Source organism: Bradyrhizobium sp. SZCCHNS3016 (assembly GCF_032484535.1).
GTDB lineage: Bacteria > Pseudomonadota > Alphaproteobacteria > Rhizobiales > Xanthobacteraceae > Bradyrhizobium.
In genome coordinates this window covers 122,416-148,291 of the sequence record NZ_JAUETE010000013.1, presented here as the reverse complement: position 1 = coordinate 148,291, position 25,876 = coordinate 122,416, and the positions used below count along the sequence as shown (strand labels likewise).

Here is a 25,876-nt window from a genome sequence, read left to right as displayed (position 1 = left end):
GGAGAGACCACGTGTCGGACCCGTATATCGGCGAAATCCAGGCCTTTCCGTTTACATTTGCAGCTCAGGGCTTCAACCAGGCCTGGCTGCCGTGCTTCGGCCAGTTGCTGCCGATCCAACGATTCACACCACTGTTCGCGTTGATCGGCACCGCCTTCGGCGGCAATGGGACCAGCAATTTTCAACTGCCCAACCTGAGCGGCTGCATCACCAACAGTCAAGGCGACGGTGCGGGTCTTCAGCCCCGCGTGATCGGTGAATCGATCGGGAGCAGCACGGTCAACCTGACGACCAGTGAGATGGCTGCGCACACCCACGCTTTGCAGTTGGGAAGCAAGACAGCAGCGAATGCCGCGCCTGGTCCCGGTACGGCCGCGACCATGGTCGCCATCGATCCCATCTTCAATGGCTTCGTGCCGCTGCCGAGCACCACCACTCTCGCACCGAACGCCATGACGTTCACCGGGCAGGGGCTGCCCCATGACAACACGCAGCCGACTCAGGCGCTGATCTGGTGCATCGCCTATGCCGGCATCTATCCGTCGTTCAACAACTCCTGAGCGGTGAGCTCGGTCGGCGTGACGACGATCGAATCCGAGATAGTCTCACGCGACGCCCGATTGCGGCTGCGGCTTGCCGAGGCCGCCGACGAGCCGTTCCTGCATAATCTGTTCAAATCCGTGAAAGGCGCGCAACTTGCCGCAGCCGGCTTGCCGCCTGCGATGCTCGACCTCGTGCTGGCGCAGCAATATCGCGCGCAGGTCGAGGGCCATGCGGCGCAGTGTCCTGCGGCGCAATCGCTGATCATCCTCCGTGACGACGCGCCGGTCGGGCGGCTGCTGCTCGACCGCGCGGCGCAGAGATGGCACGTGGTCGATCTCGCACTGCTGCCGGGCGCGCGCAACGCGGGTGTCGGACGCGAGATCATGCAGGCGGTCGCCACGGCGGCACGGGAGCAGGGCGCCGGCGCGCTCTCGCTCGCGGTCGCGACGACGAATGAGGACGCGATAAGGTTCTACGTCCGGCTTGGCTTCCGCGACGTCGCGGACGAGGCGACGGCGTCGCATCGCACGATGGAGCGGTCGCTCGCGTGCTAGCGAGCAGGAGCCACCTCGCGCAGGAACGCAATCAGCGCCGCATTCACCTCGGCAGCGCATTCCTGCTGGATCCAGTGCCCGGCGCCGTCGATGATCAGCTTGCGCCGGAGATCCGGCAGCACGCGCGCCATCTCCTGAACGCGCTTGGCACCGATGATCCCGGTCACGACCGCGTCCGCGCTGCCGGCGATGAACAGCGACGGCTGGCGGATCTGCGCGTCCTGCCACGGCGCCGTGAGCTCCCAGTTGCGGTCGATGTTGCGATACCAGTTCAGGCCGCCGCGAAAGCCGGAGGCGCGATAGGCCGCGACGAACTCGGCGAGGTCGGCCTCGCTGAGCCACGCAGGCAGAGGAATGTCAGGGGGCGCCGCGCGGAGAAAACCCTTCCCCGGCGCGACGAACAGCGACTGCGGATCGGAGAAGCCGCGCGCCAGCATCGTGCGCATCGTCAGCGCCACGTCGCGCTCGAGCTCGGCCTCGGCCGCGCCGGGCGTTTGAAAATACTGCCAGTAGAAATTCTCGATGCCGCCGGCGCGGAGCGTCTCGAGCGGCCGGCTGCGGCCGCGGAACGGCGGCGGCACGCTCAGTCCGGCAACGGCCCTGAACAGGTCCGGTCGGAACAGCGCCGCATGCCAGGCGACCGGCGCGCCCCAGTCGTGGCCGATGATGACGGCCTGGCGCTCGCCGAGCGCCCCGACCAGTCCGACCACGTCTCCGACCGTGTCGAAGATGGTGTAGGCGCCGATGTGGTCAGGCGCCTGCGAGCGGCCGAACCCGCGCATGTCGGGCGCCACGACCCGATAGCCCGCAGCGGCAAGGGAAGGAATCTGGTGCCGCCACGAATACGACAGTTCGGGCCAGCCGTGGCACAGCACGACAAGCGGGCCTTCGCCCTGTTCGCGCACGAACAGCTCGATTCCGTTGGCCTTGATGATCCGCGTCGATGACACCGTTTCCCCCTTGATTGCTCGACTTTTGATTGCCGGCCCAGGACGTATCGCACCGCGCGAAAGGCCGTGCAAATCCACGGGAGAGCGGTCTGATCCGCGGGATTGCCGAGTTGTTTGCGCCCCCCGCAGCTGCTAGATTCCCAGTGCGCTCCAGAGCTTAGCCGATGGATTTCATGACCTTACTGCTGCGTCGCGCCGGTTTCACGTCCGGACGGACGACGCGTGCGCTCATCGCCTTGGCCGTGGCGGTTGCCGTCGGCTGGAGCGGCGTGCTTCTCGCTGCCAACCAGAGCGTCCAGGGCGCGCGCAAGGAGGATGGCGGCTTCGACGGCGACGCGCCGACCGCGATCCTGATCGAGGCCAACAGCGGCAGTGTTCTGTTCGAGAAGAACGCGGACGAGCTGCGCGCACCCTCCAGCATGATGAAGCTGATGACCGCCGAGGTGGTGTTCAACGCCGTCAAGGAGGGCACGATCAAGCTCAATGACGAATACCGCATCAGCGAGAATGCCTGGCGCCGGGGCGGAGCGCCCTCCGGCACCTCGACGATGTTCGCCGCGCTCAACAGCAAGGTGTCGGTGAGCGACCTCCTGCACGGCGCCATCATCCAGAGCGGCAACGACGCCTGCATCGCGCTCGCCGAGGGCATGGCCGGCAACGAGAAGATCTTCGCCGCCGACTACATGACCAAGCGGGCGCGCGAGCTCGGCCTCACCAAATCGACCTTCGCCAATTCCAACGGGCTGCCGGATCCCGGCAACAAGATGACGGTGCGTGAGCTTGCCATGCTCGCCCGGCACATCATCCTGGATTTCCCGGAGTTCTATAAGATCTTCGGCGAGAAGGAGTTCACCTGGAACAAGATCCGGCAGCAGAACCGCAACCCGCTGCTGAACGCGATGGAGGGCGCCGACGGCCTCAAGACCGGCTACACCAAGGAAGGCGGCTACGGCATGGTCGGCTCGGCCGTGCAGAACGGCACGCGGCTGATCGTGGTCGTCAATGGCCTGGAGGATTCCGAGGACCGCGCCACCGAGGCCAAGAAGATGCTGGAATGGGGCTTCCGCAATTTCGAGACCCGCACCCTGTTCGCCGCGGAGCAGCCGATCGGCTACGCCAAGGTGTTCGGCGGCGAGAGCCGCTCGGTCAAGCTGTCGAGCCCGGTGCCGGTCAAGGTCATGGTGCAGAAGAACGGCGGCGACAAGCTGATCGCCCGCATCGTCTACAGTGGCCCGGTCAGGGCTCCCGTCGAGCCCCGGCAGAAGGTCGGGGTTGTCAGGGTGTGGCGCGGCCCCAATATCGCCATGGAGGCCCCTGTCTATGCTGCGGAGGCGGTGGGCAAGGGGTCCACGATGCGGCGTGCGATCGATGGGGTCAGCGAGCTCGTGATCGGGATGTTCCGCGCCGGGGCCGAGAAGCTCTAGAGACATGGCGGAAGCAGCTTTGAAACGTGGTCCTGGCCGCGGCCGATTCGTCACCTTCGAGGGCGGCGAGGGCGCCGGAAAATCGACGCAGATCAAGATGCTGGCGGACCATCTGCAGAAAGAGGGTGTGCGCCTGGTCCTGACCCGCGAGCCCGGGGGCTCACCGGGCGCGGAGATCATGCGCCACCTCGTGCTGTCGGGCATGGGCAGACTGCTGGGCCCGGAGGCCGAGACGCTGCTGTTTGCCGCCGCTCGCGACGACCACGTGCGCAACGTGATTCTGCCGGCGCTGAACCAGGGCAGCTGGGTGCTGTGCGATCGCTTCTTCGATTCGACCCGGGCCTACCAGGGCAGCCAAGGCAAGGTCGCGCCGGACGTGCTCAATGCGATGCAGCGGGTGACGATCGGCGACCTCAAGCCGGATCTGACCCTCATCCTCGATGTTCCCGTCGAGATCGGTCTGCAGCGTGCCGGGGCGCGGCGCGGCGCCGGAACCCCGGACCGGTTCGAAGGCGAGGACATCAAGTTCCACAAGGGGCTGCGCGAGGCCTTTCACAACATTGCCGCCGAGGATCCCCGGCGCTGCGTGCTGATCGACGCGACGGCGAGCGCGGAGACCGTCTCGCAGCTCGTTTGGGACGCCGTGCGCGAGCGCCTGTTCACGGAAGTGGCGGCGGCGTCATGAGCGCACGCAAGGTCGAGCCGGAGATCGCGGTCCGTCATCCACGCGAAACCACCGCCTTGTTCGGCCATCGCGACGCCGAGGCGGCGCTGCTGTCGGCCTATCGCAGCGGCCGGATGGCGCATGCCTGGCTGATCGGCGGCCCGCAAGGCATCGGCAAGGCCACCTTGGCTTACCGCATGGCGCGCTTCGTGCTCACCCACCGTGATCCTGCCTCGGACGCGGTGCGTACCGCCGGCTCGCTGTACGTGGACCCGGACGATCACGTGGCCCGGCTGATCGCCTCCGAGGCTCATGGCGGGCTGCTCACCTTGGAGCGCTCGGCCAACGACAAGGGCGTGCTGCGCACCGTCATCACCGTGGACGAGACCCGCGAGACGATCTCGTTCTTCGGCTCGACGGCGGCGGTCGAGGGCTGGCGGGTGTGCATCGTCGACACAGTCGACGAGCTCAATCCCAACGCGGCCAACGCGCTGCTCAAGATCCTCGAGGAGCCGCCGCAGCAGTCGCTGTTCCTGCTGGTCAGCCACGCGCCGGCACGGGTGCTCGCCACCATCAAATCGCGCTGCCGCCGGCTGGCGCTGCGGGCGTTGTCGACCGACGACGTCGTCAGCGCCGCGGCCGAGGCCACCGGAATGGACGGAGCCGATCCGGCGCTGCGCGAGGCCGCCAGGGCCTCCGAGGGCAGCGTCGCGCGGACCCTGATGCTGTTGGGCGGCGACGGGCTGCAGCTGCAGACGCGGACCGCCGCGCTGCTCGCGAGCCTGCCCCGGATCGACCCGGGCGAGCTGCATGCCCTGGGCGATGCGCTCGGCACCAGCGACCGCGTCGCGCTGGCGAGCTTCCTCGACAGCATCGAGCGCTGGGTGGCGGAGCGGCTGCGGGCCGCAGATCCCAACGCGGAACTGCCGCGCCTTGCACGGCTGGCGGAGGTATGGGAAAAGATCGTCCGCGCCGCGCGCGACACCGAATCCTATAATCTGGAGCGAAAACCGCTGGTTTTCTCGGTGTTCGGGATGCTCGCCGAAGCCACGCGGTAACCGCGCCGACCATCATCCCGGGATCATCAGGATCAATCCGTCGACCGACGTCGTCAAAGAGGAATCTGCCGTGGCCAAGGCCAGCAAGACAACCGTGAAGAAGGGCAAGCCCGCGAGCAAGAGCGGCGCGAAGAAGGCTGCCGCCAAGGCGCCCGCGAAGGGCAAGGCCAGCGCGGCCAAGGCGAAGGCGGCGAAGGACAAGGACGCCAAGAACAAGAACAGGGCCGCCAAATCCAAGACGGCGCCCGCGAAAGCCAAGAGCAAAGCCCCGGCGGCGAGCGCGGCAAAGAAAGCCGCGACGAGCGCCGCCAAGAAAGCTGTGAAGGCGCCAGCCAAGAAGGCCGCGACAAAGCCTGCCACACCGCCGGCCAAGAAGACCGTCGCCAAGCCCGCGGCAGCAACGAACAAGCAATCGGCAGCGAAGAAGCCCGCCGCGACGAAACAGCCGGCCGTGCCGAACAAGGCCGCGCCCGTGATCGTTGAAGCGCCGAGGCCGCCACGCGCCGCGAAGCCGAAGGCACCGCGCAAGCCGAAGGTCGAGGCCGCCCTGGTCGTCGAGATCGATGAGATCGTAGCGCACGTCGCCGCAGCGCCGGTCGTCAAGAACACCTTCTACGTCACGACCGCGATCGCCTATCCCAACGGCAACCCGCATATCGGCCACGCCTATGAGGCGATCGCGACCGACGCCATCGCGCGCTTTGCGCGGCTCGACGGCAAGGACGTGTACTTCCTGACCGGCACCGACGAGCACGGGTTGAAGATGGTGCAGACCGCGCAGAACGAGGGGCTGACGCCATCGGAGCTCGCAACCCGCAATGCCGGCCGCTTCCGCGACATGGACGAGCGGCTGAACGTCTCGTTCGACCGCTTCATCCGCACCACCGAGCCCGCGCATCATCGCTCCGTCCAGGCGATCTGGAACCGCATGCGCGAGAATGGCGACATCTATGCCGACAGCTATGCCGGCTGGTACTCGGTACGCGACGAGGCCTATTACGCCGAGGACGAGACGGTGGTCGGCGAGGACAGCGTCCGCCGCGGCCCGCAGGGCACGCCGGTCGAATGGGTCGAGGAGAAGAGCTATTTCTTCCGCCTGTCGGCCTATCAGGAGAAGCTGCTGGCGCTGTATGAGAACCAGCCCGATTTCATCGGGCCGGACGCGCGGCGCAACGAGATCATCAGCTTCGTCAAGGGCGGGCTGAAGGACCTGTCGATCTCGCGCACGACTTTCGATTGGGGCGTCCGGGTGCCGCATGACGACGAGCACGTGATGTATGTGTGGGTCGACGCGCTGACCAACTACATCACCGGCGTCGGCTTTCCCGACGAGAGCGATGCGAACTGGAAATACTGGCCGGCCGACGTGCACGTCATCGGCAAGGACATCATCCGCTTCCATGCGGTGTACTGGCCGGCGTTCCTGATGTCGGCCGCCGTGCCGGTGCCGAAGCGGGTCTATGCGCACGGCTTCCTGTTCAACAGGGGCGAGAAGATGTCGAAATCGGTCGGCAACGTCGTCGACCCGTTCAATCTCGCCGACCAGTATGGCGTCGACCAGCTCCGCTACTTCTTCCTGCGCGAGGTGCCGTTCGGCCAGGACGGCAACTACAATCACGAGGCGATCGTCGCGCGCATCAACGCCGATCTCGCCAACGACCTCGGCAACCTCGCGCAGCGCTCGCTGTCGATGATCGCAAAGCAGCTCGGAGGCCAGCTGCCGGAGCCCGGCGAGTTCTCGGCCAACGACAAGGCGATCCTGGCGGAGGCCGACGCGATGATCGGCGCCGCACGGAAAGCCATGGCGACGCAGCAGATCCACCAATGGCTCAATGCGGTCTGGTCGGTCGTGGCCGAGGCCAACCGCTATTTCGCGGGTGAGGCGCCCTGGGCACTGGCGAAGACCGATCCGCCGCGCCAGCACACGGTGCTCTATGTCACCGCCGAGGTGATCCGTCAGGTCGCGATCCTGACCCAGCCGGTCATGCCGGCAGCGTCGGCAAAGCTGCTCGACAGCCTCGGCATCCCAGAGGACGAGCGGACCTTCGCGCGGCTCGGCGGCGATGTCAGGATTGCGGCCGGCACGCAGCTGCCGGCGCCCCAGGCGGTGTTCCCGCGCTACATCGAGCCGACGGCGGCGTGATGCTGGTCGACAGCCATTGCCATCTGGACTTTCCGGATTTCGCCGAGGATCTGGATGGCATCGTCACGCGTGCCACCGCCGCCGGCGTCGGCCGCATGGTGACGATCTCGACGCGGGTGCGCCGGCTTCCCGAACTGCTCGCCATCGCCGAGCGTTTCGACAACGTCTTCTGCTCGGTCGGCACCCATCCGCACAATGCGGACGAGGAGGACGGCATTCCGGCCGCGGAGCTGATTGCGCTGACTGATCACCCCAAGGTGGTCGCGCTCGGCGAGGCCGGACTCGACAACTTCTATGATCACGGCTCGAAGGACGCCCAGGAGCGCGGGTTCCGCGCCCACATCGCTGCGGCGCGCGAGACCGGCCTGCCGCTGGTGATCCACACCCGGGAGGCCGACGAGCAGTGCGGCCGCATCCTCGAGGAGGAGATGGCGCGCGGACCTTTCCAGGCCGTGCTGCATTGCTACACGGGCGGGCGTGAGCTGGCGATGAAGGCGATCGATCTCGGACTGCACATCTCGTTCACGGGCATCGTGACGTTCAAGAAGTCGGAGGCCTTGCGGGCGCTCGCCGCCGAGGTGCCCGCCGACCGCATCATGGTCGAGACCGACGCGCCATATCTCGCGCCCGGCAAGTTCCGCGGCAAGCGCAACGAGCCGGCCTACGTCGTCGAGACCGCGAAGGTGCTGGCGGAGACCCGCGGCGTCTCGCTCGAGGAGTTCTCGCGCCAAACCACCGAGACCTTCTTCAAGCTGTTCTCGAAGGTGCCGCGGTCAAAGGAGGCTGCATGACGCTGACGCTCACCATTCTCGGCTGCGGCTCCTCGGCCGGCGTGCCGCGCCCGGCGCTGGGGTGGGGCGCCTGCGATCCCAACAACCCGAAGAACCGCCGCAGGCGCTGCTCCCTTCTGGCTGAGCGCCGCGGAGTACATGGCGTGACGCGCGTCGTCATCGACACCTCGCCGGATCTGCGCGAGCAGTTGATCGATACGCAAGTCGATCACATCGACGCGGTGTTTCTCACGCACGAGCACGCCGACCAGACCCATGGCATCGACGATCTGCGCTCGGTGGTGATGCATCAGCGCCGGCGCATTCCGGTCTACCTGAATCAGTCGACCGCGAAAGACATCATGCACCGGTTCTCCTATTGCTTCATCTCGCCACCGGGAAGCGACTATCCGCCGATCCTGACCCAGCACGCGATCGAGGCGGGCGAGACCCAGGCGGTGGAAGGCAAGGGTGGCGAGCTGAGGCTGACGGCGTTCCTGGTCCAGCACGGCAACATCCCCGCGCTCGGCTATCGCATCGGCGATGCCGCCTACACGCCGGACCTCAACGACATCCCCGAGGAGAGCTGGGGCGTGCTGGAGGATCTCGACCTCTGGATCGTCGACGGCCTGCGCCCTGCCTCGCATCCGAGCCATTTCTCGGTCAACGACGCGCTCGCCTGGATCGAACGCTTCAAGCCGAGGCGCGCCGTCATCACCAACATGACCGCCGATCTCGACTACGAGGTGCTGCGCCAGAGCCTACCCGATGGCGTGGTACCGGCGTATGACGGCATGCGACTGGAGCTGGATTCGTAGGGTGGGCAAAGGCGCGGCCGCGCTCTCTCCCCATGCGGGATTGCGATGGCGCCGTGCCCACCATCTTGCTTCTTGAGTCCGCCGCCCGACGGTGGGCACGCGGCGCCTGACGGCGCCGCTTTGCCCACCCTACGCAGCGACTATCATGTTCGCGAACTAACAAGGAGCAGCCTTGCCATGCTGTCGCTGTTCTTCGAGGTCGAGGTCAAGCCAGGTCGGCTCGACCAATATCTGCAACTCGCCGCGGCGCTGCGGCCCGAGCTCGATGCGCTCGGCGGCTGCCTGTTCCTTGACCGCTTCAGGAGCCTGGCGCGTGACAATCTTATCCTCTCCTATCAGATCTGGCAGGACGAGGGCGCCATGACCGCCTGGCGCGTCCACGCCCATCATCACGACATCCAGACCCTCGGCCGCGACAAGGTGTTCTCGGACTATCGCCTGCGTATCGCCGAGTTGGTCCACGAGGTGAAGCCAGGGCAGGCGGCTTGGCAGCCGGAGCGGCGAGGCACCTACAACGATCCCAAGCGGCGTGCGCCGACCTACGTCCTGGCTGTCGAGACGGCGGGGCCGCAGCTAAGCGCCGTGACGGACCTGCCGGTCGCGAGCTTCTCGAGCGTCTACCGGGAAGGGCGCTTCGCGCATCTCGTCGAATTGCCGGACGAGCCGACCGGCGTCGCACTGAGCACGCAGCTGCTCGCCGAACCCGGCGCCGACAACATCCGCGTCGTCGAAGTCACCCGCGACTACGGCATGTACGACCGCCGCGAGGCGCCGCAATATTACGCGGAGAAGACACGAGACGCGTAGCGAGCTCAGGTGGGGCAGCGCGGAATGCCATCGACCACGGCCTGATCAGGAGCAATCGAGCGCAGATCGACGTCACGTGCCAGCGTAACATAGTCGATGGTCTCCGATGTCCTCAGATAGGTCGTGAAGTTGATGGGGCCAGCCGGCAGCGCTACGGTGGTGCAGGCCTTCGGCGCGACCGAGATCGTGACCGATCCGCCACCGGCAGAGTTCTTTTCCGCCATCAGTTCGGCGCGAAAAGACTGTAGACGCGCCGTGTCGGCCTCCTCGAGGCGGTAGGCGTAGATGCGCGTGCCGGCTCCGGCCTCCTGCGCCAGAGCCGGGGGATCCGGAATTTCCCGCAGCACGAAGTCCCGCTGCTGTTCCGCGCCGCGCCCGCGTTTCACGGCAATCCTCAGCACCACGCCACCTGGCAGCGGCCGCAGACTCGTGGGCAGTCTCACGGCCGCGCGCAGCTGTGCGGGGTCGCTGGTCTGGAAATCGACCCGGGCCAGCTTGACCATTGAGGTCACCGGCATATGGCCACAACCAACAGCGCTCAACGTTAGTCCGATGGCCAGAACGAGCCGCTTGAAGGGATGCATGGGCATGAGGAGGAGCCTTCGTTTGACAGTCATTAATTATCGTAATACGATAAATTATTCACTGGTCAATAGGAGGCTCGTCATGGTGGACCGTGCGGATCAATCCCGTCGCCTGCGCCACTTCTCCCGGGTAATGGCCTGGATCACGGGGCTCGGCATCGTCTTGATCGCCGCAGCGACGTGTCTCGTCTTTGTGATTCCGGAGTGGACGAGAGGTCTGCTCCTGGCGCGCCTCGGCACGGCTGGCGCGGAGCTGCAAACCACGCCGGATCGCGTGCTTTTGGGCGCGGCGGTGACTGCGATCCCGGTCGGCGTGATGCTGTACGGGTTGTGGCAGGTGAGAGCCCTGTTCCTGGATTTTGCGGAAGGGATGGTTTTCACGCTGGCGACAGCGCGCCGCTTGCGCGATTTCGCCCTCACAGTCCTGGCGCAGGCCTTGCTTGGTCCGCTGTCGTCGACGGCCCTGCTGATCGCCTTCACCATCAGCAATCCGCCTGGCAGCCGGCAGCTCGGTATCGCGCTCTCGGTCAACGACTACATCGCGCTGATCGTTGGCAGCGTGCTGCTCGCCGTCGCCTGGGTCATGGCTGAGGCGACCCGGATCGCCGAAGAGAACGCCAGCATCGTGTGAGGCGTGATGCCGATCATCGTCAATCTCGACGTCATGCTGGCGCGCCGCAAGATGCGATCCAAGGAGCTCGCCGAACGCATCGGTATCACCGAGCAGAACGTCTCGCTCTTGAAATCGGGCCGGGTGAAGGGCGTGCGTTTCGACACCCTTGCGCGGATCTGTGAGGTGCTGCGCTGCCAGCCCGGTGACATTCTCGAGTATCGCAGAGGCAACGAAGACACCACCATGCCGGAGACCGCATGAGCATGGCGCACGCGTGCGCCTCGCTCATGCGCATGTCCTTGGCTTACGCCGAGATCGCCTTGGCCGAGTCGATCTGATTGCGCAGCAGGAATTTCTGGATCTTGCCCGTCGATGTCTTCGGGATCGGGCCGAACACCACGACCTTGGGCGTCTTGAAGCCGGACATGTGGCTGCGGCAATAGGCGATGATCTCGGCTTCGGTCGCCTCGGCGCCATCCTTCAGCTCGACGAAGGCGCAGGGCACTTCGCCCCATTTTGGATCGGGCTTGGCGACGACGGCGGCGAACAGCACGGCGGGGTGCTTGTAGAGGATGTCCTCGACCTCGACGGAGGAGATGTTCTCGCCGCCGGAGATGATGATGTCCTTGGAGCGGTCCTTGATGATGACGTAGCCGTGCTCGTCGAGCACGCCGAGATCGCCGGTGTGAAACCAGCCGCCGGCGAAAGCTTCCTGCGTCGCCTTCTCGTTCTTGAGATAGCCCTTCATGACGATGTTGCCGCGGAACATGACCTCGCCGATGGTCTCGCCATCGCGCGGCACCTCCTGCATCGTCTCCGGATTGAGCACAGTGACGGCTTCCTGCAAGGGATAGGGCACGCCCTGGCGCCGCTTCAGCCGCGCGCGCTCGGGCGCCGGCAGGTCGTCCCAGCCGGGCTGCTCGGCGCAGACCGAGGCGGGGCCGTAGACTTCCGTCAGGCCGTAGACATGGGTCAGCTTGATGCCGATGCTCTCGGCACCTTCGAGCACGGCGACCGGCGGCGCGGCGCCCGCGATCAGCCCCACCACCGGTTTGTCGCGCTTGCCCTTGGGCGCGTCGGGCGCATTGATCAGCACGTTGTAGACGATCGGCGCGCCGCACATGTGAGTGACGCCGTGGGTCTTGATCAGCTCGAAGATCCTGGTCGGCTCAACCTTACGCAGGCAGACATTGACGCCGGCCGCGGCGGCCATGGTCCAGGGGAAGCACCAGCCGTTGCAGTGGAACATCGGCAGGGTCCAGAGATAGACCGGATGCTGGCCGAGCCCGCCCGCGAGAATGTTGCTGACAGCGTTCAGATAGGCACCGCGGTGATGGGTGACGACGCCCTTGGGATTGCCTGTGGTGCCCGAGGTGTAGCTCATCGCGATCGCGTCCCATTCGTCCGCCGGACGGCGCGGCTCGAACAGCGGATCGCCCGAGGCGACGGCGGCTTCGTACTCGATCTCCCCGATGCGGCTGCCGCCGGCATAGGAGGCGTCGTCGACGTCGATCACGAACGGCTTCGCGCCGCTCATCAGCTTCAGCGCTTCGCTGATCACGCCGGAGAACTCCGGATCGACCAGGATGATCTTGGCCTGGCCGTGATCGAGCTGGAACGCGATCGACGGCGCGTCGAGGCGGATGTTGAGCGTGTTGAGCACGGCGCCGGCCATCGGCACGGCAAAATGCGCCTCGTTCATCGCGGGGATGTTCGGCAGCATCGCAGCCACCGTGTCGCCAACGCCGATGCCGCGGCCCGCGAGGTACGACGCGAAGCGCCGGCAGCGGTCATAGGTTTGGCGCCAGGTGAAGCTGCGGCCCTCATAGACCGTGCTGACATGGTCGGGATAGACGGCCGCGCTGCGCGCCAGGAAGCTGAGCGGGGTCAGCGGCACGTAGTTGGCCGGGGTCTTGTCCAGACCGAGCTGATACTGGTTCGTGCTCATCACCACCCTCCCTCGTGATCTCAGGAGTTTACAGGAAGCCGATCGAAATCCACGGGAAAATAGCGACCACGATGAGGCCGATCAGAAGCGCCAGCAGGTAGCCCCAGATCGGGCGGATGCCCTCGGCCGGATCGACCCGGCCGATGGCGCAGGCGGCGTAATATCCGACCCCGAAAGGCGGTGCGAACAGGCCAATTCCCATCGCCAGGATGATCACCATGGCATAATGCACCTCGTGCACGCCGACGGCGCGCGCGATCGGAAACAGCAGCGGGCCGAACAGCACGATCGCCGGAATGCCCTCGAGCACGCTGCCCAGGATCGTGAAGGCGACGATCGAGACCGCGATGAACGTCGCCGGGCCGCCCGGCAGCCCGGTCATGGCGGAGGCCAGCGCGCGCGAGAAGCCGGACTGCGTCAGGCCCCAGGCCATGCCGGTCGCGGTCCCGATGATCAGCAGGATGGCGCCGGACAGCGCCGCCGTCTCGATCAGCATCGGCATCAGGCGGCGCCAGTCGAAACGGCGATAGACCAGCAGGCCCGCCAGCACGCCATAGACGATGCCGATGGTCGAGACCTCCGTCGCCGTCGCGACGCCCTCGACGACGGCAGCGCGGATCACGAAGGGCAGGGCCAGGGCAGGGAGCGAGACGATGAAGGCCTTGCTGATCTCGGCTCCCGTCGCGCGGCGGACGCCGCTCATGTCCTCGTTGCGGTAACGCCACCACACCAGCGCGCACAGCGTGATCGCCAGCACCACGCCCGGCAGCAGGCCGCCGGTGAACAGCGCCGCGATCGACACGCCGGTGACGGAGCCGATCGTGATCAGAACCAGGCTCGGCGGAATCGTCTCGGTCTGTGCGCCGGTGGCGGCGAGCAGGGCGACGAGATCGCCGGGCTTGGCGCCGCGCGCCTTCATCTCCGGGAACAGCACCGGCGCGACCGCGGCCATGTCGGCCGCCTTGGCGCCGGAGATGCCGGACACCAGGTACATCGCGCCGACCAGCACGTAATGCAGCCCGCCGCGGACGTGCCCCAGTAGGCTCGCGAGGAACGCGACCATTGCGCGCGCCATGCCGGTCATCTCGATCAGCAGGCCGAGAAAGACGAACAGCGGCACCGACAGCAGGATCAAGTGGCTCATGCCCTCGTCCATGCGCCCGACCAGCACCATCAGCGGCGTGCGCGTCGTCAGCGCCAGATAGCCGAAGATCGCGAGCCCGAAGGCGAACGCGATCGGCACGCCGGCGAAGACGCACAGGCCGACCACGCCGACGAAGAAGATCACGAGGTTGATGTTGCCGAGTGGCTTCAGGACCGGCTGCGCCACCCAGAACAGCGCGATGATGGCTGCGATAGAGACGACGGCCAGCAGCATCGTCCTGACGCTGGCCGTGCGGGCGAGACGGATGAGGGCGAACAGCGCCATCAGTCCGATGCCGACCGGCAGCGCGGCGGCGCGCCAGATGTTTTCGATCTGCAGCGCCGGCGTCGTGATGAAGCTTTCCTCGTAGGCGTACTCCCAGGACGGCCAGGCGATCATGACCAGGAACGCCAGCGCCGCGGCAGTGGCGACCAGATCGAGATAGGCGCGCAAGCCGGGGCTGGCGCGCGCCACCATTGCCGTCATCCGCATGTGCTCGCCGCGGCGGAACGCCACCGCGGCGCCGAGCATTGCGAGCCACAGGAACAGGATCGAAGCCAGCTCGTCCGACCAGATCAGCGGCCGGTGCAGGCCGTAGCGCGCCACGACGCCCGCGAACAGGATGACGATCTCGGCCACGACCAGCAGCGCGGCTGGGATCTCGACCAGAAGACCCAGCAAGGCATCCAAGCCATCGAGCCAGGACCGGCGGCGAGGGGTCTCGATGACCACCTCGCTGATCGCGATTTCCGTGAACTCGGCATGCGCCATGACGTCACCCGAACGCGCCTTCAGCCATCAACCCGTCAGGACAGCTTGCCGACGGCCTTTTCCAAGAGCGCCCAGGCTTCATCGCCGTATTTGCCCTTCCACTCGGCATAGAAGCCGGCGGAGCGCAGCTTGTCGCGGAACGGCGCGACGTTGGGCTGATTGAAGGTCAGGCCCTTCGAGGCGAGCTCCGCTTGCAGGCCGGCATTGAGCTTGGCGACGTCCTCACGCTCCTTCACGGCGGCCGCATTGATGTGCTTGGCGACGATGGCGCGCATGTCGGCCGGCACGGCCTCCCAGGCGCGGCGGTTCGCCAGGAACCAGAAGCCGTCCCACATGTGGTTGGTCAGCGAGCAGTATTTCTGCACCTCGTAGAGCTTGGCGGTCGAGATGATCGCCAGCGGATTTTCCTGACCTTCGACGACCTTGGTTTGCAGCGCCGAATAGACCTCGCTGAAATTGATCGAGGCGGGCGCCGCCTCGAATGCCTTGAACATCGAGGTCCACAGCGGCGACACCGGCACGCGGATCTTGAAGCCCTTGAGGTCGTCGGGCCCATTGATCGGCTTGGTCGACGAGGTCGTCTGGCGGAAGCCGTTGTCCCAGATCTTGTCCATGACCACCAGGCCGGCCTTGTTGATCTGGCCGCGCACGTAAGCGCCGAGATCGCCGTCCATGGCCTTCCAGACCGTGTCGTAGTCCGGGAACGCGAAGCCGATCCCGTTGATCGACGCCGCCGGCACCAGGGTCGCCAGGATCAGGCCGGACAGCGTGAAGAACTCGACTCCGCCGGAGCGGATCTGGCTCAGCATGTCCGTGTCGGAACCGAGCTGGTTGTTCGGGAAGATCTGCAGGTCGAACTTGCCGTTGGTCTCGGCCTTGATCGCCGCCGCCATCTCCTTGGCACGAACGTTGAGCGGATGGGTGTCGGGCAGGTTGTTGGCGTACTTGTAGGTGAATTCGGCGCTCTGGGCGCGCGCCACATGCGGCGCCGCGATCCCACCCAGTACGGCTGACGCTACGGAGGCCTTCAGCAGCGCGCGTCGTGACAGGCTCATGCTCGTTTCTCCCTGAGAAGCTTCTTCTTGTTGCATCCAGTCGCCGCATGATGGCGCGGTCCGAATCCCGCGACGTCAGCAGCGTCATCAGCGCTTATTGCAGCGATGAGCCGCAGCAGCAATATGCGGCGTTCGCTGCGGGCGCCTTGGCGCGGGTTTCAGGCGCCAATGGCGAGCGGCGATGGTCGTGCTCGCGACGCGGGCTGCAGGCTCGGTGCTACGGCAGAGTTTGAGGTGTTGGCCGCAAGTCTCTGAATTCCCTAATCATATAAATATTCCATAATATACCTTATGCGAATTGGATATGGGCGGCTCCTGACGTGAGAAGCCGCACAACGGCCCGCCCAGCGCACGTCGGCGCCTGTGCGAAATCGCCCCCGCCTTGTCACCCCGCAGTCTTCGTTTGGTCAAAGCCCAGAGGTCAAAAGCGCATCCTTCAGGATTGGGCACGGGCGTATCGCGAATGGGACCCGAAGACATGCCAGTTCAGTCGACGCCGAAGGAAGTTGATCCGGGTGATGTCGCGCTGCCGCCCGACGACGATATCTGCGAGGAGATCTATCAGCGGGTGCTGGCCGAGGTACGCGCACGTATCGACCAGCGGATCGCCGCCATCGAGGCCCAGGCAGCCGCTGATGCAGTCGAGGCTGCCGACCCCGCTGCAGGCGGCGAGCCCGTGGAAGCGGCTCCGCCAGCCCGGCGCCGGCCCGTATTGCGGGCGATGATCACGCTGATAGCGTCAGCCGGGCTCGTCGGCGCTGCCGTCACCTTGGCGCGGGACCATACCGAGACCATCACCTCCGTCACGGACCGGATCGAAGCGGCGGTTCAATCCATCCGGCGTGAGAACGCTCAGACGGTGAATCCGGCCGGGTCACCGGAGACGGCGGCGAGCGGATCGAGCGCGGCCGAGACGGCAGAGACGGCCCCTTCCTCGCCATCACCATCCGTTTCGCCGACACCCGAGACATCATCAGCATCAGTATCAACGCGCTCCAGCGATCCATCCTCCGCGATGGCGGAGGCAACGCCGGAGCATGACATGCCGCCCGCTCCCGACCGGGACGTCGCGCCGCTGATCGAGAAGATCGCGCATGATGTCGCCGAGCTGCAGAGCGGGTTTCAGGAGCTCAAGGCCAGCCAGGAGCAGGCCAACCGCGATCACGCCAGGGCGATCGAACAGCTGCAGGCAAGCCAGGACCAGCTCGCGCGCACGTTCCGCGCAGCGAAGACCGAACCGACGACCGTCGGCGCAGCGGCGCGCCTCGCGCCCCGGCCGCCCCAGGCGCGCCCGCCCCGTTTCCCGTAGCTCCGAACGAATGAGATCCGGGCAGGGAGCTGGGCACCCCTGCTCCTGTCCCTCATAGACGCGGCGCACTGTCTCGTCCTGCATCACCTCGGTCGCCCTGCCCTCGGCGATCTTCTCGCCGAGATACATCGCGAGCACGCGATCGACCAGCGCCGACACGCTCTTGACGTTGTGATCGACCAGCAGCACGTCGCGGAATTCGCGGATGAGGTCGGAGAAGTCGGCGACCTCAGACGCTGAGGAAGGCCCATGTCCTCACGACGAGGCGGTGCCTTGACCTACATGAAGCTTCTCAACTGAAGCGGCGACCTCAACAGCATTCAGCCAAGCTGACGCAAGTGCCCAAGCATCTCGTGCACGTCGTAGGTCATGACGGCGAGAAGCGCCGCCAGCGCGAGATAAGTCCCGGCATATTCGAGCTTCGTCTGCAGCGTCGTGCCGTAATAGGCGACGTTCTCGGGCGCGCCGGGATCGTAGCGCCAGGCCTTCATCAGTTGCGGGGCTGCGAGGATGGCGATGATGATCAGCATCGGGCTCGGCCGATAGAGCATCAAGGTCAGCAGCATGGGAACGCCAAGCAGCCAGATGCGCGGACTCAGCACGCTGGTGACGCGGCCGCCGTCCAGCGGCGAGATCGGCAGCAGGTTGAACAGGTTGAGGAACAGGCCGGAATAGGCGATTGCAAGCAGCAGATTGCTGTCGCCCGATCGCGCCCACAGATAGACCGCAAGCGCGGCGGCGGTCCCGACCAGCGGACCGGCGAGTGCCACATAGGCTTCCGTCTCGACGTCGACCGGCTGCTCCTTGAGCGCGATCCAGGCGCCAACGAACGGGATGAAGGCGGGAGCCCCGACGTCGAGGCCGCGCTGGCGTGCGGCGATGTAGTGCCCCATCTCATGGGCAAACAGGAGCGCAATGAAGCCGGCCGCATAGCGCCAGCCCCAGATGCCGGCATTGACGACCAGCGACAGCAGCATCGTGCCGCCGCTCATGGCGAGCTTCCCCCATTTCAGGCCGGAGAACAGGATCAGCAGGAGAGCCTTCACGCCGGCCCGCCCGCGTTGTCGCCGCGCGGCTTGCGGCGCAAGAAGTTCATGACCGCGGCCCCGGCGCCGACGACGGCGAAGATGATGATCTTGGCGAACTTCAGGACGAACGCACCGGTCAGCGCCAGCAGCCCGAGCTTCTTCGCGGCAACGCCGCCGACCAGCGCAAGCAATCCATATTCGGCGATCCGATCCGTGCTCGCGCTGAAATCCTCATAGCGCTTGCCGGCATTGTAGGAGAGATCGGACAGCAGCTCGTGCGCCACCGCCTTGTCCCCCGCGATCCGCTCCGAGCCGGACAGGAGGTTCAGGCTGAAATAGCCGTCGCGCCCGAGCGCGTAGGTGTTGTAGTTGACGTTCTTCGGCGCATCGTCGGGCTGGCCCTTCTCCTTCGCGAGGAGCGACCAGACGAGACGATGTGTCGTGGCATCGTAGGCCGGGGGCTCGACCCAGCCAACGACGGCCATTTCCGGAAATCCGCGCGCCGCACGGTCCCTGTTCGCCTCCTCGGCGCCGGCGCGAAGGTTGCTCAGGAGATCGTCCGCGTTCCAGTTCTTGGCGTCGTCGTCTTTGATGTAGCCGTCCTTGATGTGCTTGATGACCACCATCCAATCGTCGTTCTGGCGTCTGCCGACGACCAACCCGACGAAGGTCGCGTCGTTGACGACGTTGCCGAGCGCGCGTAGGACCCGCAGACCTTCGCTCTTCGGCACGTAGAAGTAGTCGGCCGGCAGCTTCAGCGTGCCCTGATCGATCAGCACGACGTCGCTTGGTCCGTCGGTGCCCGCCTGGCTCGCCGCCTGCCAGGCCGCCATCAATTCAGCCTTGCGCGTGGCCTCATCCGCTGGCGCGGCCTGCACGTGAGCGGCAAGGATTACGAACGCTGCGCACACCACTGCGCGCGCAATGACAATCAAGCTTTTCACCGGCCCCAATCCCCAAAAACATCGGTCGGATAGTACCTCGAAGGCTCGGCGGTGCGCAACCAAGGGCGGATTCAGGCCTCTCGAAGCGATCTGCTGGCGCTGCACCGAGGGAGAGATGGTCCGAAAAGGCCCCCTCCTCGTCACGACGCTGTCTTGCTTTCGGCCAAAGCGGCGGGTCGAGTCACGTTTGAAAATTCAAAGAGAACAGCGGCGTCGGCGGCGGGCTAGAGGGTTTGGGGATCAGCAATGCAGTCCACACAGAACGTGCAACAGATTGATCAGAGCGAGATCGGCCTCGCCCCGGAGAAGCCCGAGAAGGCAAGCTACGATCAACTGTACCGGCGGGTGCTGCGCGAGGTGCTGACCCGAATCGATACGCGGCTCGCGGCGATCGAGAAGCCGGGTGTGGCGGCGGATGCTGCTGCGGCGGCGAGCACGAGCGAGGCGACAGGCAGCGGGGCCAGCCGCTGGACGCGGATGAAGGCGCCGCTCGGCAAGCTGCGCGGGCGCAACGCCGTTGGTCTCGCTCTGCTGGTCGTGCTGGTCGGTGGCTCCGTCGCCTGGTCGCAGCGCGACGCCGGCACCTCGCTGATGGACCGCTGGATGCCGGGCGCCAGCGAAGCGTCGCAGGATGAGGCGTCGGTCCAGCAGGGCAGCGAGGATGCCATGATGTCGAATGCCTCGCTGAGGGGAGCGGAAGACACCACCGGCGCCCGTGAGCCGGGCACGTTGATGCAGAGGATGGCGCGCGACATCGCCGAGCTGCAGCAGGGCATCGAGCAGATCAAGTCAACGCAGGATCAGGCCAGCCGCGATCACACCCGCGCCATCGAGCAACTGCAGGCCGGCCAGGATCAGCTGATGCGACTGGTGTCGCGGATGTCGAACCAGGCGGTGCAGGCACGCGGCACTGCGGTCCCCCCGGGCCCGCCCCAGCAGATCATCGTGACGCCGCAGCAGCGGACCACGACGGGAATGGCCCGTCCGCAGCCGGCGCAGCCGCAGGGCTCGACGTTCGGGACACTCTTTACCCGCAACACCTCGGGCATTCAGCCGCCGATGCCGCGTTGATGGTGTGATCGGCAGCGGCGATCGGTGGCGGTCTTGGCCGCCGCCGATGAGCGCACTCGCCGATCGGTCCTTACGAGCAGGTGTGAACGCGCCCGTCGTAGCCGCGATAGGTGCCCTTCTCCGCGTCATAGGTGCGGAAGCTCTTGCAGCTGGCACCACCCCTCTTCGCCTCCCGCTTCATTTCGCTCTTCGTTTGGCTCTTGGGCTTGCGGGCGCGGTGCTCGCGCTTGGCGTCGTCCACGGCATGTTGATGCGCTTGGCCGTGCCGTTCGGGCTTGGCTGACGTGGTTGCGGTGTTCTGCTTCGCAGCCGCCTTCTCCGGCGTGGCCGCGGGCGAAGCTGCGGCTGGCGGCTCGGATTTCTTGGGCTCGGCCGGCGCCGCCGCGGGCTTCACGTCGGCGGCGGCGGCCGGCCTTTCCGCCGGCGCAGCGGCAGCGGGCTTGCTCTCGGCGGCCTTCTCCTCGATCTTCTCCGATGCGGGCGCGTCCTTGGCGACGGCAGCGGGCTGAACGGCCAGAGTGGGCTCTGCCGGTTTCGACTCGGTCACGGCCGGCTTCTGGCCGACGTCGGTGCCGGAGTTCGGTTCGACCTTGGTCTCGGATTTGGCCTCGGCCGGCTTGCTCTCGGCCGCAACATCCGTCGCGGTTTTTTCGGTTGATACTTTGTCCGCCGGCGGCTGGCTCGCGCTGTCTGTGGCCTGAACGGGCTTGGTGTCCGCAGCGGCTGGCTCGCCGGGCTTCTCGGCCGTCTTCTCAGGCTCGGCCGCAGGCTTGCCGGCGGCATCCGAGGGCTGCTCGGCGGGCCTGGTTTCAGCGACCGCGGGTTTCGGCTCGGACTCTGCGGGCTTGTCGGCCGGCGGCGCGGCAGACTGCTCCGTCGCGGGCTTGGCCGCATCGTTCGCGGCTCCCTGGGCCCAGGCGCCAGAGCCAGCGATCATTCCGAGGACGCAGAACAGAACGCCGGCGCGGACGGCTGGCGGACAAACAACGGAAACTTGCATGCTCGAAAACTCGCTTGAGGGGCCGGCAGATTGCCGGTTTACGTCATCTGCAGCCAGCTTTCGCCCCGAAAACGGCATGCGCGCAAAAGAGTCGCACAAGGTGTGCTTTCCGCGTCATGGATTTGCAATCCCGGCGCGAAGGCCGGCGCGCCGACACTCAATGCGTCGGATGTCAACGGCGCGCATTGGCCGCCTGAACGGCGCCGACTGCGTCCAGCTGGACTCGGTTGGCCTTGCGGCCGATGTCGAACGGAATGTCGTCCCGATCGAGCGTGGCGGCGCTTCACGCGCTCACGGCGTTGCGGCTGATCACGTGATGGTAGTACGACGCGCTGAGCTTGGGCGAGCGCACCTGGGTGTCGAAGTCGACGTGATAGATGCCGAAGCGCTGCTTGTAGCCGAACACCCACTCGAAATTGTCCAGCAGGCTCCACAGGAAGTAGCCCTTCACGGGCACGCCCTCGGACGTTGCGCGCTGCAGCTGGGCGAGATAGTTGCGCAGATACATCACGCGGTCGAGGTCGTAGACCTTGCCGTCGGCAGTCAGCTTGTCGTCCGAGGAGGTGCCGTTCTCGGTGATGTAGATGGTCTGGAGATTCCAGATCTTGGCGGCGAGCTTCGGCACCCAATAGGCTGTCTCCGGACCGACCAGCAGCCAGGGTGAGCTCATGTGCGGGAACGAGGACGGCATCGGCAGCACGTCGAATCCGGCCGCACGGTCCGACGCGACGACATAGGCTTGCGGCGCGTAGATGTTGAGGCCGACGAAATCGACCGGCGCCGAAATGATCTTCAGTTCGTCGGCGGTGAATTTCGGCGCATCCTTGCCGGACCACGCCAGGAAACCCTCCGTGTAGCGCCCCTCGAGGATGACGTTGAGGAAGCCGGCATTCAATTCGCGCGTCGCGATCTCGGCGGCGCGGATGTTCTCCGGCGTGTCGATCGCCGGCAGGCAGGCCGTGATGTTCTCGGCCATGCCGACGCGCATGCTGGCGCGCCCGCCGGAGCGGATGGCCTGGACGGCGAGACCGTGCGCCAGCGCCACGTGATGGCGCGCCTGGTTGACCTGCTGCTGCGGCAGCTTCAGCCCGGGCGCGTCGACGCCGAGGCCATAGCCGAACGGGACGAAGCGGCCGCATTCGTTGATGGTGAAGATGGTCTTGACACGGTCGCCGAGATGCTGCGCGACGTAGCCCGCATAATGCGCAAAGGCCTTGGCCGTGTCGGCCGAGAGCCAGCCGCCGACACGGTCCTGCAGCGCCTGCGGCAGATCCCAATGATACAGCGTTGCGTACGGCGTGATGCCGTTCGCCAGGAGCTCGTCGACGAGCCGGTTGTAGAAGTCGAGGCCCTTCGGATTGGGCGTCAGCCCGCCGTCGGGAAACAGCCGGGGCCAGGCGATCGAGAACCGATAGGCCCGGCAGCCGAGCTCCTTGATCAGCCGCACGTCGTCCTTGTAGCGGTTGTAGTGATCACAGGCGACGTCGCCGGTGCTGCCGTCCTCGATGTTGCCCTGCAAATGCGTGAACACGTCCCAGATCGACGGTCCACGGCCATCGGCCGTAGCCCCGCCCTCGATCTGGTACGACGACGTCGCCGTCCCCCACACGAAATCTGCGGGAAACCGCCGCCCGATGTCCTCCTTCACCGCGCCCTCCTCCGCTTGCGCTGGGCCATTGGCCGCCCCGAGGGCGGCCAGCCCGGCCAGCTTTGCAAGATCACGGCGGGAGACGTCGTTCGGCATTGATGAACCTCAAACCTCTGTTGGTATCGTGCCCGATCGGAACGGCGAAAGCACTACGAACCATATCTGGGCTCCGATTTGAACCGCCCGAGATGGCGGCAATGGAGCGGCCCCGATCACATCTGCGTCCGGAATCGGCGCGTCAATGACCGAGGACGCCGCGCTCGGCATTGTGACCGCCGCACGGCTGCGGCGGCAGTGAAACGCGACTGCTCGCACCGTCGGTTCGTAGCGGCCTCGGCTCGACAGCGGTGCCCGATTACGCCTATGGTTGAGTCATGACGGATCACGATCACCATCACGACCATCCGCACGATCACTCGGACCTGTCCGAGACCGATCTGCGCGTCCGCGCGCTCGAAAGCATCCTGACCGAGAAGGGGTATATCGACCCCGCCGCGCTCGACGTGCTCATCGAGACCTATGAGAGCAAGGTCGGTCCCCGCAACGGCGCGCAGGTCGTGGCGCGGGCCTGGAGCGATTCGGCCTATCGGGCGCGCCTTCTTGCCGACGCCACGCCGGCGATCGGCGAGCTCGGCTATGCCGGCCGCCAGGGCGAGCACATCGTGGCGGTCGAGAACACGCCGGATCTGCACAACATGGTCGTGTGCACGCTGTGCTCCTGCTATCCGTGGCCCGTGCTCGGCCTGCCGCCGGTCTGGTACAAATCGGCGCCCTATCGCGCCAAGGCGGTGAAGGATCCGCGCGGCGTCCTGAAGGATTTCGGCTTCGAGCTGCCGCCGACGACGAAGATCCGGGTGTGGGATTCGACGGCCGAGGTCCGCTACTTCGTGCTGCCGATCCGTCCCGCCGGGACCGATGGCTGGAGCGAGGATCAGCTCGCCGCGCTCGTCACGCGCGACAGCATGATCGGCACCGGCCTGCCGAAGCAGCCGCACGAGGTTGGCCGCTGATGGATGGTGCGCATGACATGGGCGGCGTCGCCGGCTTTGGTCCGGTCCGCCCCGAGCCGAACGAGCCGGTGTTCCACGCCGAATGGGAGCGTCGCGCCTTTGCCATGACGCTGGCGATGGCGACGCCCGGCGGCTGGAACATCGACATGTCGCGCTTCGCGCGCGAGAACCGTCCGCCGGACGATTACCTCGGCATGAGCTACTACCAGATCTGGCTCGCGGGCATCGAACGGCTGATGCAGGAGCGGCATCTGGTCGACGCCGATGAGATCGTCGCCGGCAAGGTGCTGCATCCGGCCAAGCCCGTCGCCAAGATCCTCACCGCCGATGCCGTCGCGCCGACCTTGCGTCGCGGCGGCCCGACCGAGCGCGCGGCGACGAAGCCGGCGCTGTTCGCCGTCGGCGACCGCGTCCGCGCCAAGGACATCCATCCGACGACGCATACGCGGCTGCCGCGCTACGTGCGCGGCCATCTCGGACGCGTCGAGGCGGTCAGAGGCGCGCACGTGTTTCCGGACAGCAACGCCCATGGCGGCGGCGAAGACCCGCAATGGCTCTACACGGTGTCGTTCAGCGGCGCCGAGCTGTGGGCCGATGCGCCCGATCCGCTGCTGGAGGTCACGGTCGACGCCTTCGAGCCCTATCTGGAGCCGGCCCGATGACACCCGACCGCGAGGCGGCGGCCGCGGCGACGCGCGCCCTGCCCGGCATTCCCGTCGACGACAGCGGGCCCGTGTTTCGCGAGCCGTGGGAAGCCCACGCCTTCGCGATGGCCGTCACGCTGCACGCCCGCGGCCTCTTTACCTGGCCCGAATGGGCGGCTGCGCTCGCCGAGGAGATTTCGCGCGCGCAAGCGTCTGGCGATCCCGATTGCGGCGATACCTATTACCGGCACTGGCTCGCGACGCTCGAGCGCCTCGTCGCCGAGAAGGGCGTCACCTCCGCCGACGCACTGACGCGTTACCGCAATGCCTGGGATCACGCTGCCGATCGCACCCCGCATGGCAAGCCGATCGAGCTCAGGCCCGAGGATTTTGTCGGCTGAGCCCTTCGCGCGCGTCTGGCGGATGCTTAATGCCCGGTGTGCGGACGATCCTGCTTTTGATGGTCCGGTCTTAACGGCCGGCTATTCATGCCGCGAACAGCGGTATTCGTACGAAATTGAACGTTCATCAGTGCGTCCGTAGCGTCCCGCGCATCTTCTTTGCTGAAGTTGAGGGGGACGTCGAAATGCCCGCGCCAGAGTTCGCCACCATCGTCGACACGCTCGCCGGCGTGCGTCAGGACTATCACGAGAAGCTCAAATCGATTCCGCAATACGAGGCCTTCCTGCTGATCGAGAGCTCGACCGAGAAGGCTGCGGGAGCCCTGCACGGCACCGAGGCGTCGGGCTCCTCCATCGCCACCGACGTGATCGATTCGCTGCAATATGCGCGCAACCGGTTCGAGCAGCACATGGCCTCGATCCCGGAGTATCGCGTGCTGGTGGCGATCGACAGGCTGATCAAGGAAATCTCGCAGCATCTCGGCCTCGCGCCGCATGATGATGCGCCGGCCAAGGAGGGCCTTGCCGCGGCCGCCGAACAGCCCGCCGAAGCCGCCGAGGCTGTGGCCCGCGCTGCGAGCGCCGACACCGATGCCCCCGCCGAAGAGGCCGCGCCCCCCGAGCCGGAGCAGGCAGAAATGGCCGAGGACGAACCGGCCGCAGCCGCAGCGGAGCCGGTCGAAGCCGAGACCCCCACCCTGCGTATCGTCGACACCCCGGTGAAGTCGCCGTCGATCGTGCCCGCCGATCACGACGATGCCGCCCACGACGACGACATCGTGGTGCTGAACGCGCCTGCCTGGGAGAAGAGCGGCAAGGACGCCAAGGACGACATCACCGCGCGCCTCGTCGCGCAGGCGGCATCCGCTGCAGCCAATGAGGCCGATGACGGCCACGACCTCGCCGATGCCGATCTCGTCATCGTCAGCCAGCGTGAGCCGTCCGACAACGAAGCCGCCTGAGCGCTCGTCTGTG

At 66.4% G+C, this 25,876-nt stretch carries 26 protein-coding genes and 1 pseudogene; 17 read left to right on the top strand and 10 right to left on the bottom strand.

Features of this window, described 5'->3' with window-relative positions; translation table 11 throughout:
• Window positions 1-11: 11 nt before the first annotated feature.
• Entirely contained in the window at window positions 12-560 is a 549-nt protein-coding gene (locus QW881_RS23855) for a phage tail protein (protein WP_315757477.1), read from the top strand.
• 18 nt (window positions 561-578) lie between these two features.
• On the top strand, window positions 579-1,097 hold the full coding sequence (locus QW881_RS23850) for a GNAT family N-acetyltransferase (RefSeq protein ID WP_315757478.1): 519 nt from the start codon (window positions 579-581) through the stop codon (window positions 1,095-1,097).
• Here the strand turns inward: QW881_RS23850 and QW881_RS23845 are convergent.
• The gene (locus QW881_RS23845) at window positions 1,094-2,047 is read right to left on the bottom strand and encodes an alpha/beta hydrolase (protein ID WP_315757479.1); all 954 of its coding nucleotides are present in this window, start codon (window positions 2,045-2,047) and stop codon (window positions 1,094-1,096) included. The genes QW881_RS23850 and QW881_RS23845 overlap by 4 nt on opposite strands.
• Window positions 2,048-2,316: 269 nt before the next feature.
• On the opposite strand from QW881_RS23845, the gene QW881_RS23840 reads away from it, so the two are divergent.
• From QW881_RS23840 to QW881_RS23810, 7 genes are all read left to right on the top strand, one after another.
• Window positions 2,317-3,471, top strand: a complete 1,155-nt coding sequence (locus tag QW881_RS23840) for a D-alanyl-D-alanine carboxypeptidase family protein (RefSeq protein ID WP_409999013.1) — start codon at window positions 2,317-2,319, stop codon at window positions 3,469-3,471.
• A gap of 4 nt (window positions 3,472-3,475) precedes the next feature.
• Window positions 3,476-4,156, top strand: coding sequence for a dTMP kinase (tmk, locus tag QW881_RS23835; protein WP_315757481.1), 681 nt, complete (start codon window positions 3,476-3,478; stop codon window positions 4,154-4,156).
• Window positions 4,153-5,193, top strand: coding sequence for a DNA polymerase III subunit delta' (locus tag QW881_RS23830; RefSeq protein WP_315737980.1), 1,041 nt, complete (start codon window positions 4,153-4,155; stop codon window positions 5,191-5,193). The genes tmk and QW881_RS23830 overlap by 4 nt, the downstream gene beginning before the upstream one ends.
• Before the next feature lie 70 nt (window positions 5,194-5,263).
• Window positions 5,264-7,336, top strand: coding sequence for a methionine--tRNA ligase (gene metG, locus QW881_RS23825; protein WP_315757482.1), 2,073 nt, complete (start codon window positions 5,264-5,266; stop codon window positions 7,334-7,336).
• Complete coding sequence (locus QW881_RS23820; protein ID WP_315757483.1) at window positions 7,336-8,127, top strand: TatD family hydrolase; 792 nt, start codon at window positions 7,336-7,338, stop codon at window positions 8,125-8,127. Before metG ends, QW881_RS23820 begins: the two co-directional genes overlap by 1 nt.
• Window positions 8,124-8,924, top strand: coding sequence for an MBL fold metallo-hydrolase (locus tag QW881_RS23815; protein ID WP_315757484.1), 801 nt, complete (start codon window positions 8,124-8,126; stop codon window positions 8,922-8,924). Before QW881_RS23820 ends, QW881_RS23815 begins: the two co-directional genes overlap by 4 nt.
• A gap of 177 nt (window positions 8,925-9,101) precedes the next feature.
• Window positions 9,102-9,731 (top strand): antibiotic biosynthesis monooxygenase family protein, encoded by a 630-nt coding sequence (locus tag QW881_RS23810; protein WP_315757485.1) that lies wholly within the window; start codon window positions 9,102-9,104, stop codon window positions 9,729-9,731.
• Between the two features lie 5 nt (window positions 9,732-9,736).
• Here QW881_RS23810 and QW881_RS23805 read toward each other — a convergent pair whose 3' ends face one another.
• Window positions 9,737-10,321: a hypothetical protein gene (locus QW881_RS23805; RefSeq protein ID WP_315757486.1), complete on the bottom strand. Its 585-nt coding sequence runs from the start codon at window positions 10,319-10,321 to the stop codon at window positions 9,737-9,739.
• A 76-nt stretch (window positions 10,322-10,397) separates the two neighbouring features.
• On the opposite strand from QW881_RS23805, the gene QW881_RS23800 reads away from it, so the two are divergent.
• A complete protein-coding gene (locus tag QW881_RS23800) occupies window positions 10,398-10,946 on the top strand; it encodes a DUF2975 domain-containing protein (RefSeq protein WP_315757487.1) in 549 nt (182 codons plus the stop codon).
• A gap of 6 nt (window positions 10,947-10,952) precedes the next feature.
• Window positions 10,953-11,189, top strand: coding sequence for a helix-turn-helix transcriptional regulator (locus QW881_RS23795; RefSeq protein ID WP_315757488.1), 237 nt, complete (start codon window positions 10,953-10,955; stop codon window positions 11,187-11,189).
• 43 nt (window positions 11,190-11,232) lie between these two features.
• On the opposite strand, the gene QW881_RS23790 is transcribed toward QW881_RS23795, so the two are convergent.
• Genes QW881_RS23790 through QW881_RS23780 form a run of 3 tightly spaced genes read right to left on the bottom strand, consistent with a single transcriptional unit; the run spans window position 11,233 to window position 15,846 of the window.
• Entirely contained in the window at window positions 11,233-12,876 is a 1,644-nt protein-coding gene (locus QW881_RS23790) for an acyl-CoA synthetase (RefSeq protein ID WP_315757489.1), read from the bottom strand.
• 28 nt (window positions 12,877-12,904) lie between these two features.
• The gene (locus QW881_RS23785) at window positions 12,905-14,791 is read right to left on the bottom strand and encodes a TRAP transporter large permease subunit (protein ID WP_315757490.1); all 1,887 of its coding nucleotides are present in this window, start codon (window positions 14,789-14,791) and stop codon (window positions 12,905-12,907) included.
• Window positions 14,792-14,826: 35 nt separating this feature from the next.
• The gene (locus QW881_RS23780) at window positions 14,827-15,846 is read right to left on the bottom strand and encodes a TRAP transporter substrate-binding protein (RefSeq protein ID WP_315757491.1); all 1,020 of its coding nucleotides are present in this window, start codon (window positions 15,844-15,846) and stop codon (window positions 14,827-14,829) included.
• Window positions 15,847-16,249: 403 nt separating this feature from the next.
• On the opposite strand from QW881_RS23780, the gene QW881_RS23775 reads away from it, so the two are divergent.
• Window positions 16,250-17,155: a hypothetical protein gene (locus tag QW881_RS23775; protein WP_315757492.1), complete on the top strand. Its 906-nt coding sequence runs from the start codon at window positions 16,250-16,252 to the stop codon at window positions 17,153-17,155.
• A 48-nt stretch (window positions 17,156-17,203) separates the two neighbouring features.
• Here QW881_RS23775 and QW881_RS23770 read toward each other — a convergent pair.
• The 3 genes and pseudogenes from QW881_RS23770 to QW881_RS23760 all read right to left on the bottom strand — a co-directional run.
• A pseudogene (locus QW881_RS23770) lies at window positions 17,204-17,389 on the bottom strand (ABC transporter ATP-binding protein); the annotation flags it as partial.
• 86 nt (window positions 17,390-17,475) lie between these two features.
• Entirely contained in the window at window positions 17,476-18,201 is a 726-nt protein-coding gene (locus tag QW881_RS23765) for a site-2 protease family protein (protein ID WP_315757493.1), read from the bottom strand.
• The gene (locus QW881_RS23760; RefSeq protein WP_315757494.1) at window positions 18,198-19,127 is read right to left on the bottom strand and encodes a DUF2167 domain-containing protein; all 930 of its coding nucleotides are present in this window, start codon (window positions 19,125-19,127) and stop codon (window positions 18,198-18,200) included. Before QW881_RS23760 ends, QW881_RS23765 begins: the two co-directional genes overlap by 4 nt.
• A gap of 246 nt (window positions 19,128-19,373) precedes the next feature.
• Here QW881_RS23760 and QW881_RS23755 point away from each other — a divergent pair, with 246 nt between their 5' ends.
• The gene (locus QW881_RS23755) at window positions 19,374-20,198 is read left to right on the top strand and encodes a hypothetical protein (RefSeq protein ID WP_315757495.1); all 825 of its coding nucleotides are present in this window, start codon (window positions 19,374-19,376) and stop codon (window positions 20,196-20,198) included.
• 70 nt (window positions 20,199-20,268) lie between these two features.
• Here the strand turns inward: QW881_RS23755 and QW881_RS23750 are convergent, their stop codons facing one another.
• The gene (locus tag QW881_RS23750) at window positions 20,269-21,198 is read right to left on the bottom strand and encodes a hypothetical protein (protein WP_315757496.1); all 930 of its coding nucleotides are present in this window, start codon (window positions 21,196-21,198) and stop codon (window positions 20,269-20,271) included.
• Window positions 21,199-21,481: 283 nt separating this feature from the next.
• Window positions 21,482-22,942 (bottom strand): GH1 family beta-glucosidase, encoded by a 1,461-nt coding sequence (locus QW881_RS23745; RefSeq protein ID WP_315757497.1) that lies wholly within the window; start codon window positions 22,940-22,942, stop codon window positions 21,482-21,484.
• 278 nt (window positions 22,943-23,220) lie between these two features.
• Here QW881_RS23745 and nthA point away from each other — a divergent pair, with 278 nt between their 5' ends.
• The 4 genes from nthA (at window position 23,221) to QW881_RS23725 (ending at window position 25,863) form a co-directional block, all read left to right on the top strand.
• Window positions 23,221-23,856, top strand: coding sequence for a nitrile hydratase subunit alpha (gene nthA, locus QW881_RS23740; RefSeq protein WP_315757498.1), 636 nt, complete (start codon window positions 23,221-23,223; stop codon window positions 23,854-23,856).
• Window positions 23,856-24,518 (top strand): nitrile hydratase subunit beta, encoded by a 663-nt coding sequence (gene nthB, locus QW881_RS23735; RefSeq protein WP_315757499.1) that lies wholly within the window; start codon window positions 23,856-23,858, stop codon window positions 24,516-24,518. The genes nthA and nthB overlap by 1 nt, the downstream gene beginning before the upstream one ends.
• Window positions 24,515-24,901 carry a nitrile hydratase accessory protein gene (locus tag QW881_RS23730; protein WP_315738002.1) on the top strand — a complete coding sequence of 129 codons (387 nt, stop codon included), beginning with the start codon at window positions 24,515-24,517 and terminating at the stop codon, window positions 24,899-24,901. The genes nthB and QW881_RS23730 overlap by 4 nt, the downstream gene beginning before the upstream one ends.
• Before the next feature lie 185 nt (window positions 24,902-25,086).
• Window positions 25,087-25,863: a hypothetical protein gene (locus QW881_RS23725; protein WP_315757500.1), complete on the top strand. Its 777-nt coding sequence runs from the start codon at window positions 25,087-25,089 to the stop codon at window positions 25,861-25,863.
• Window positions 25,864-25,876: the final 13 nt, after the last annotated feature.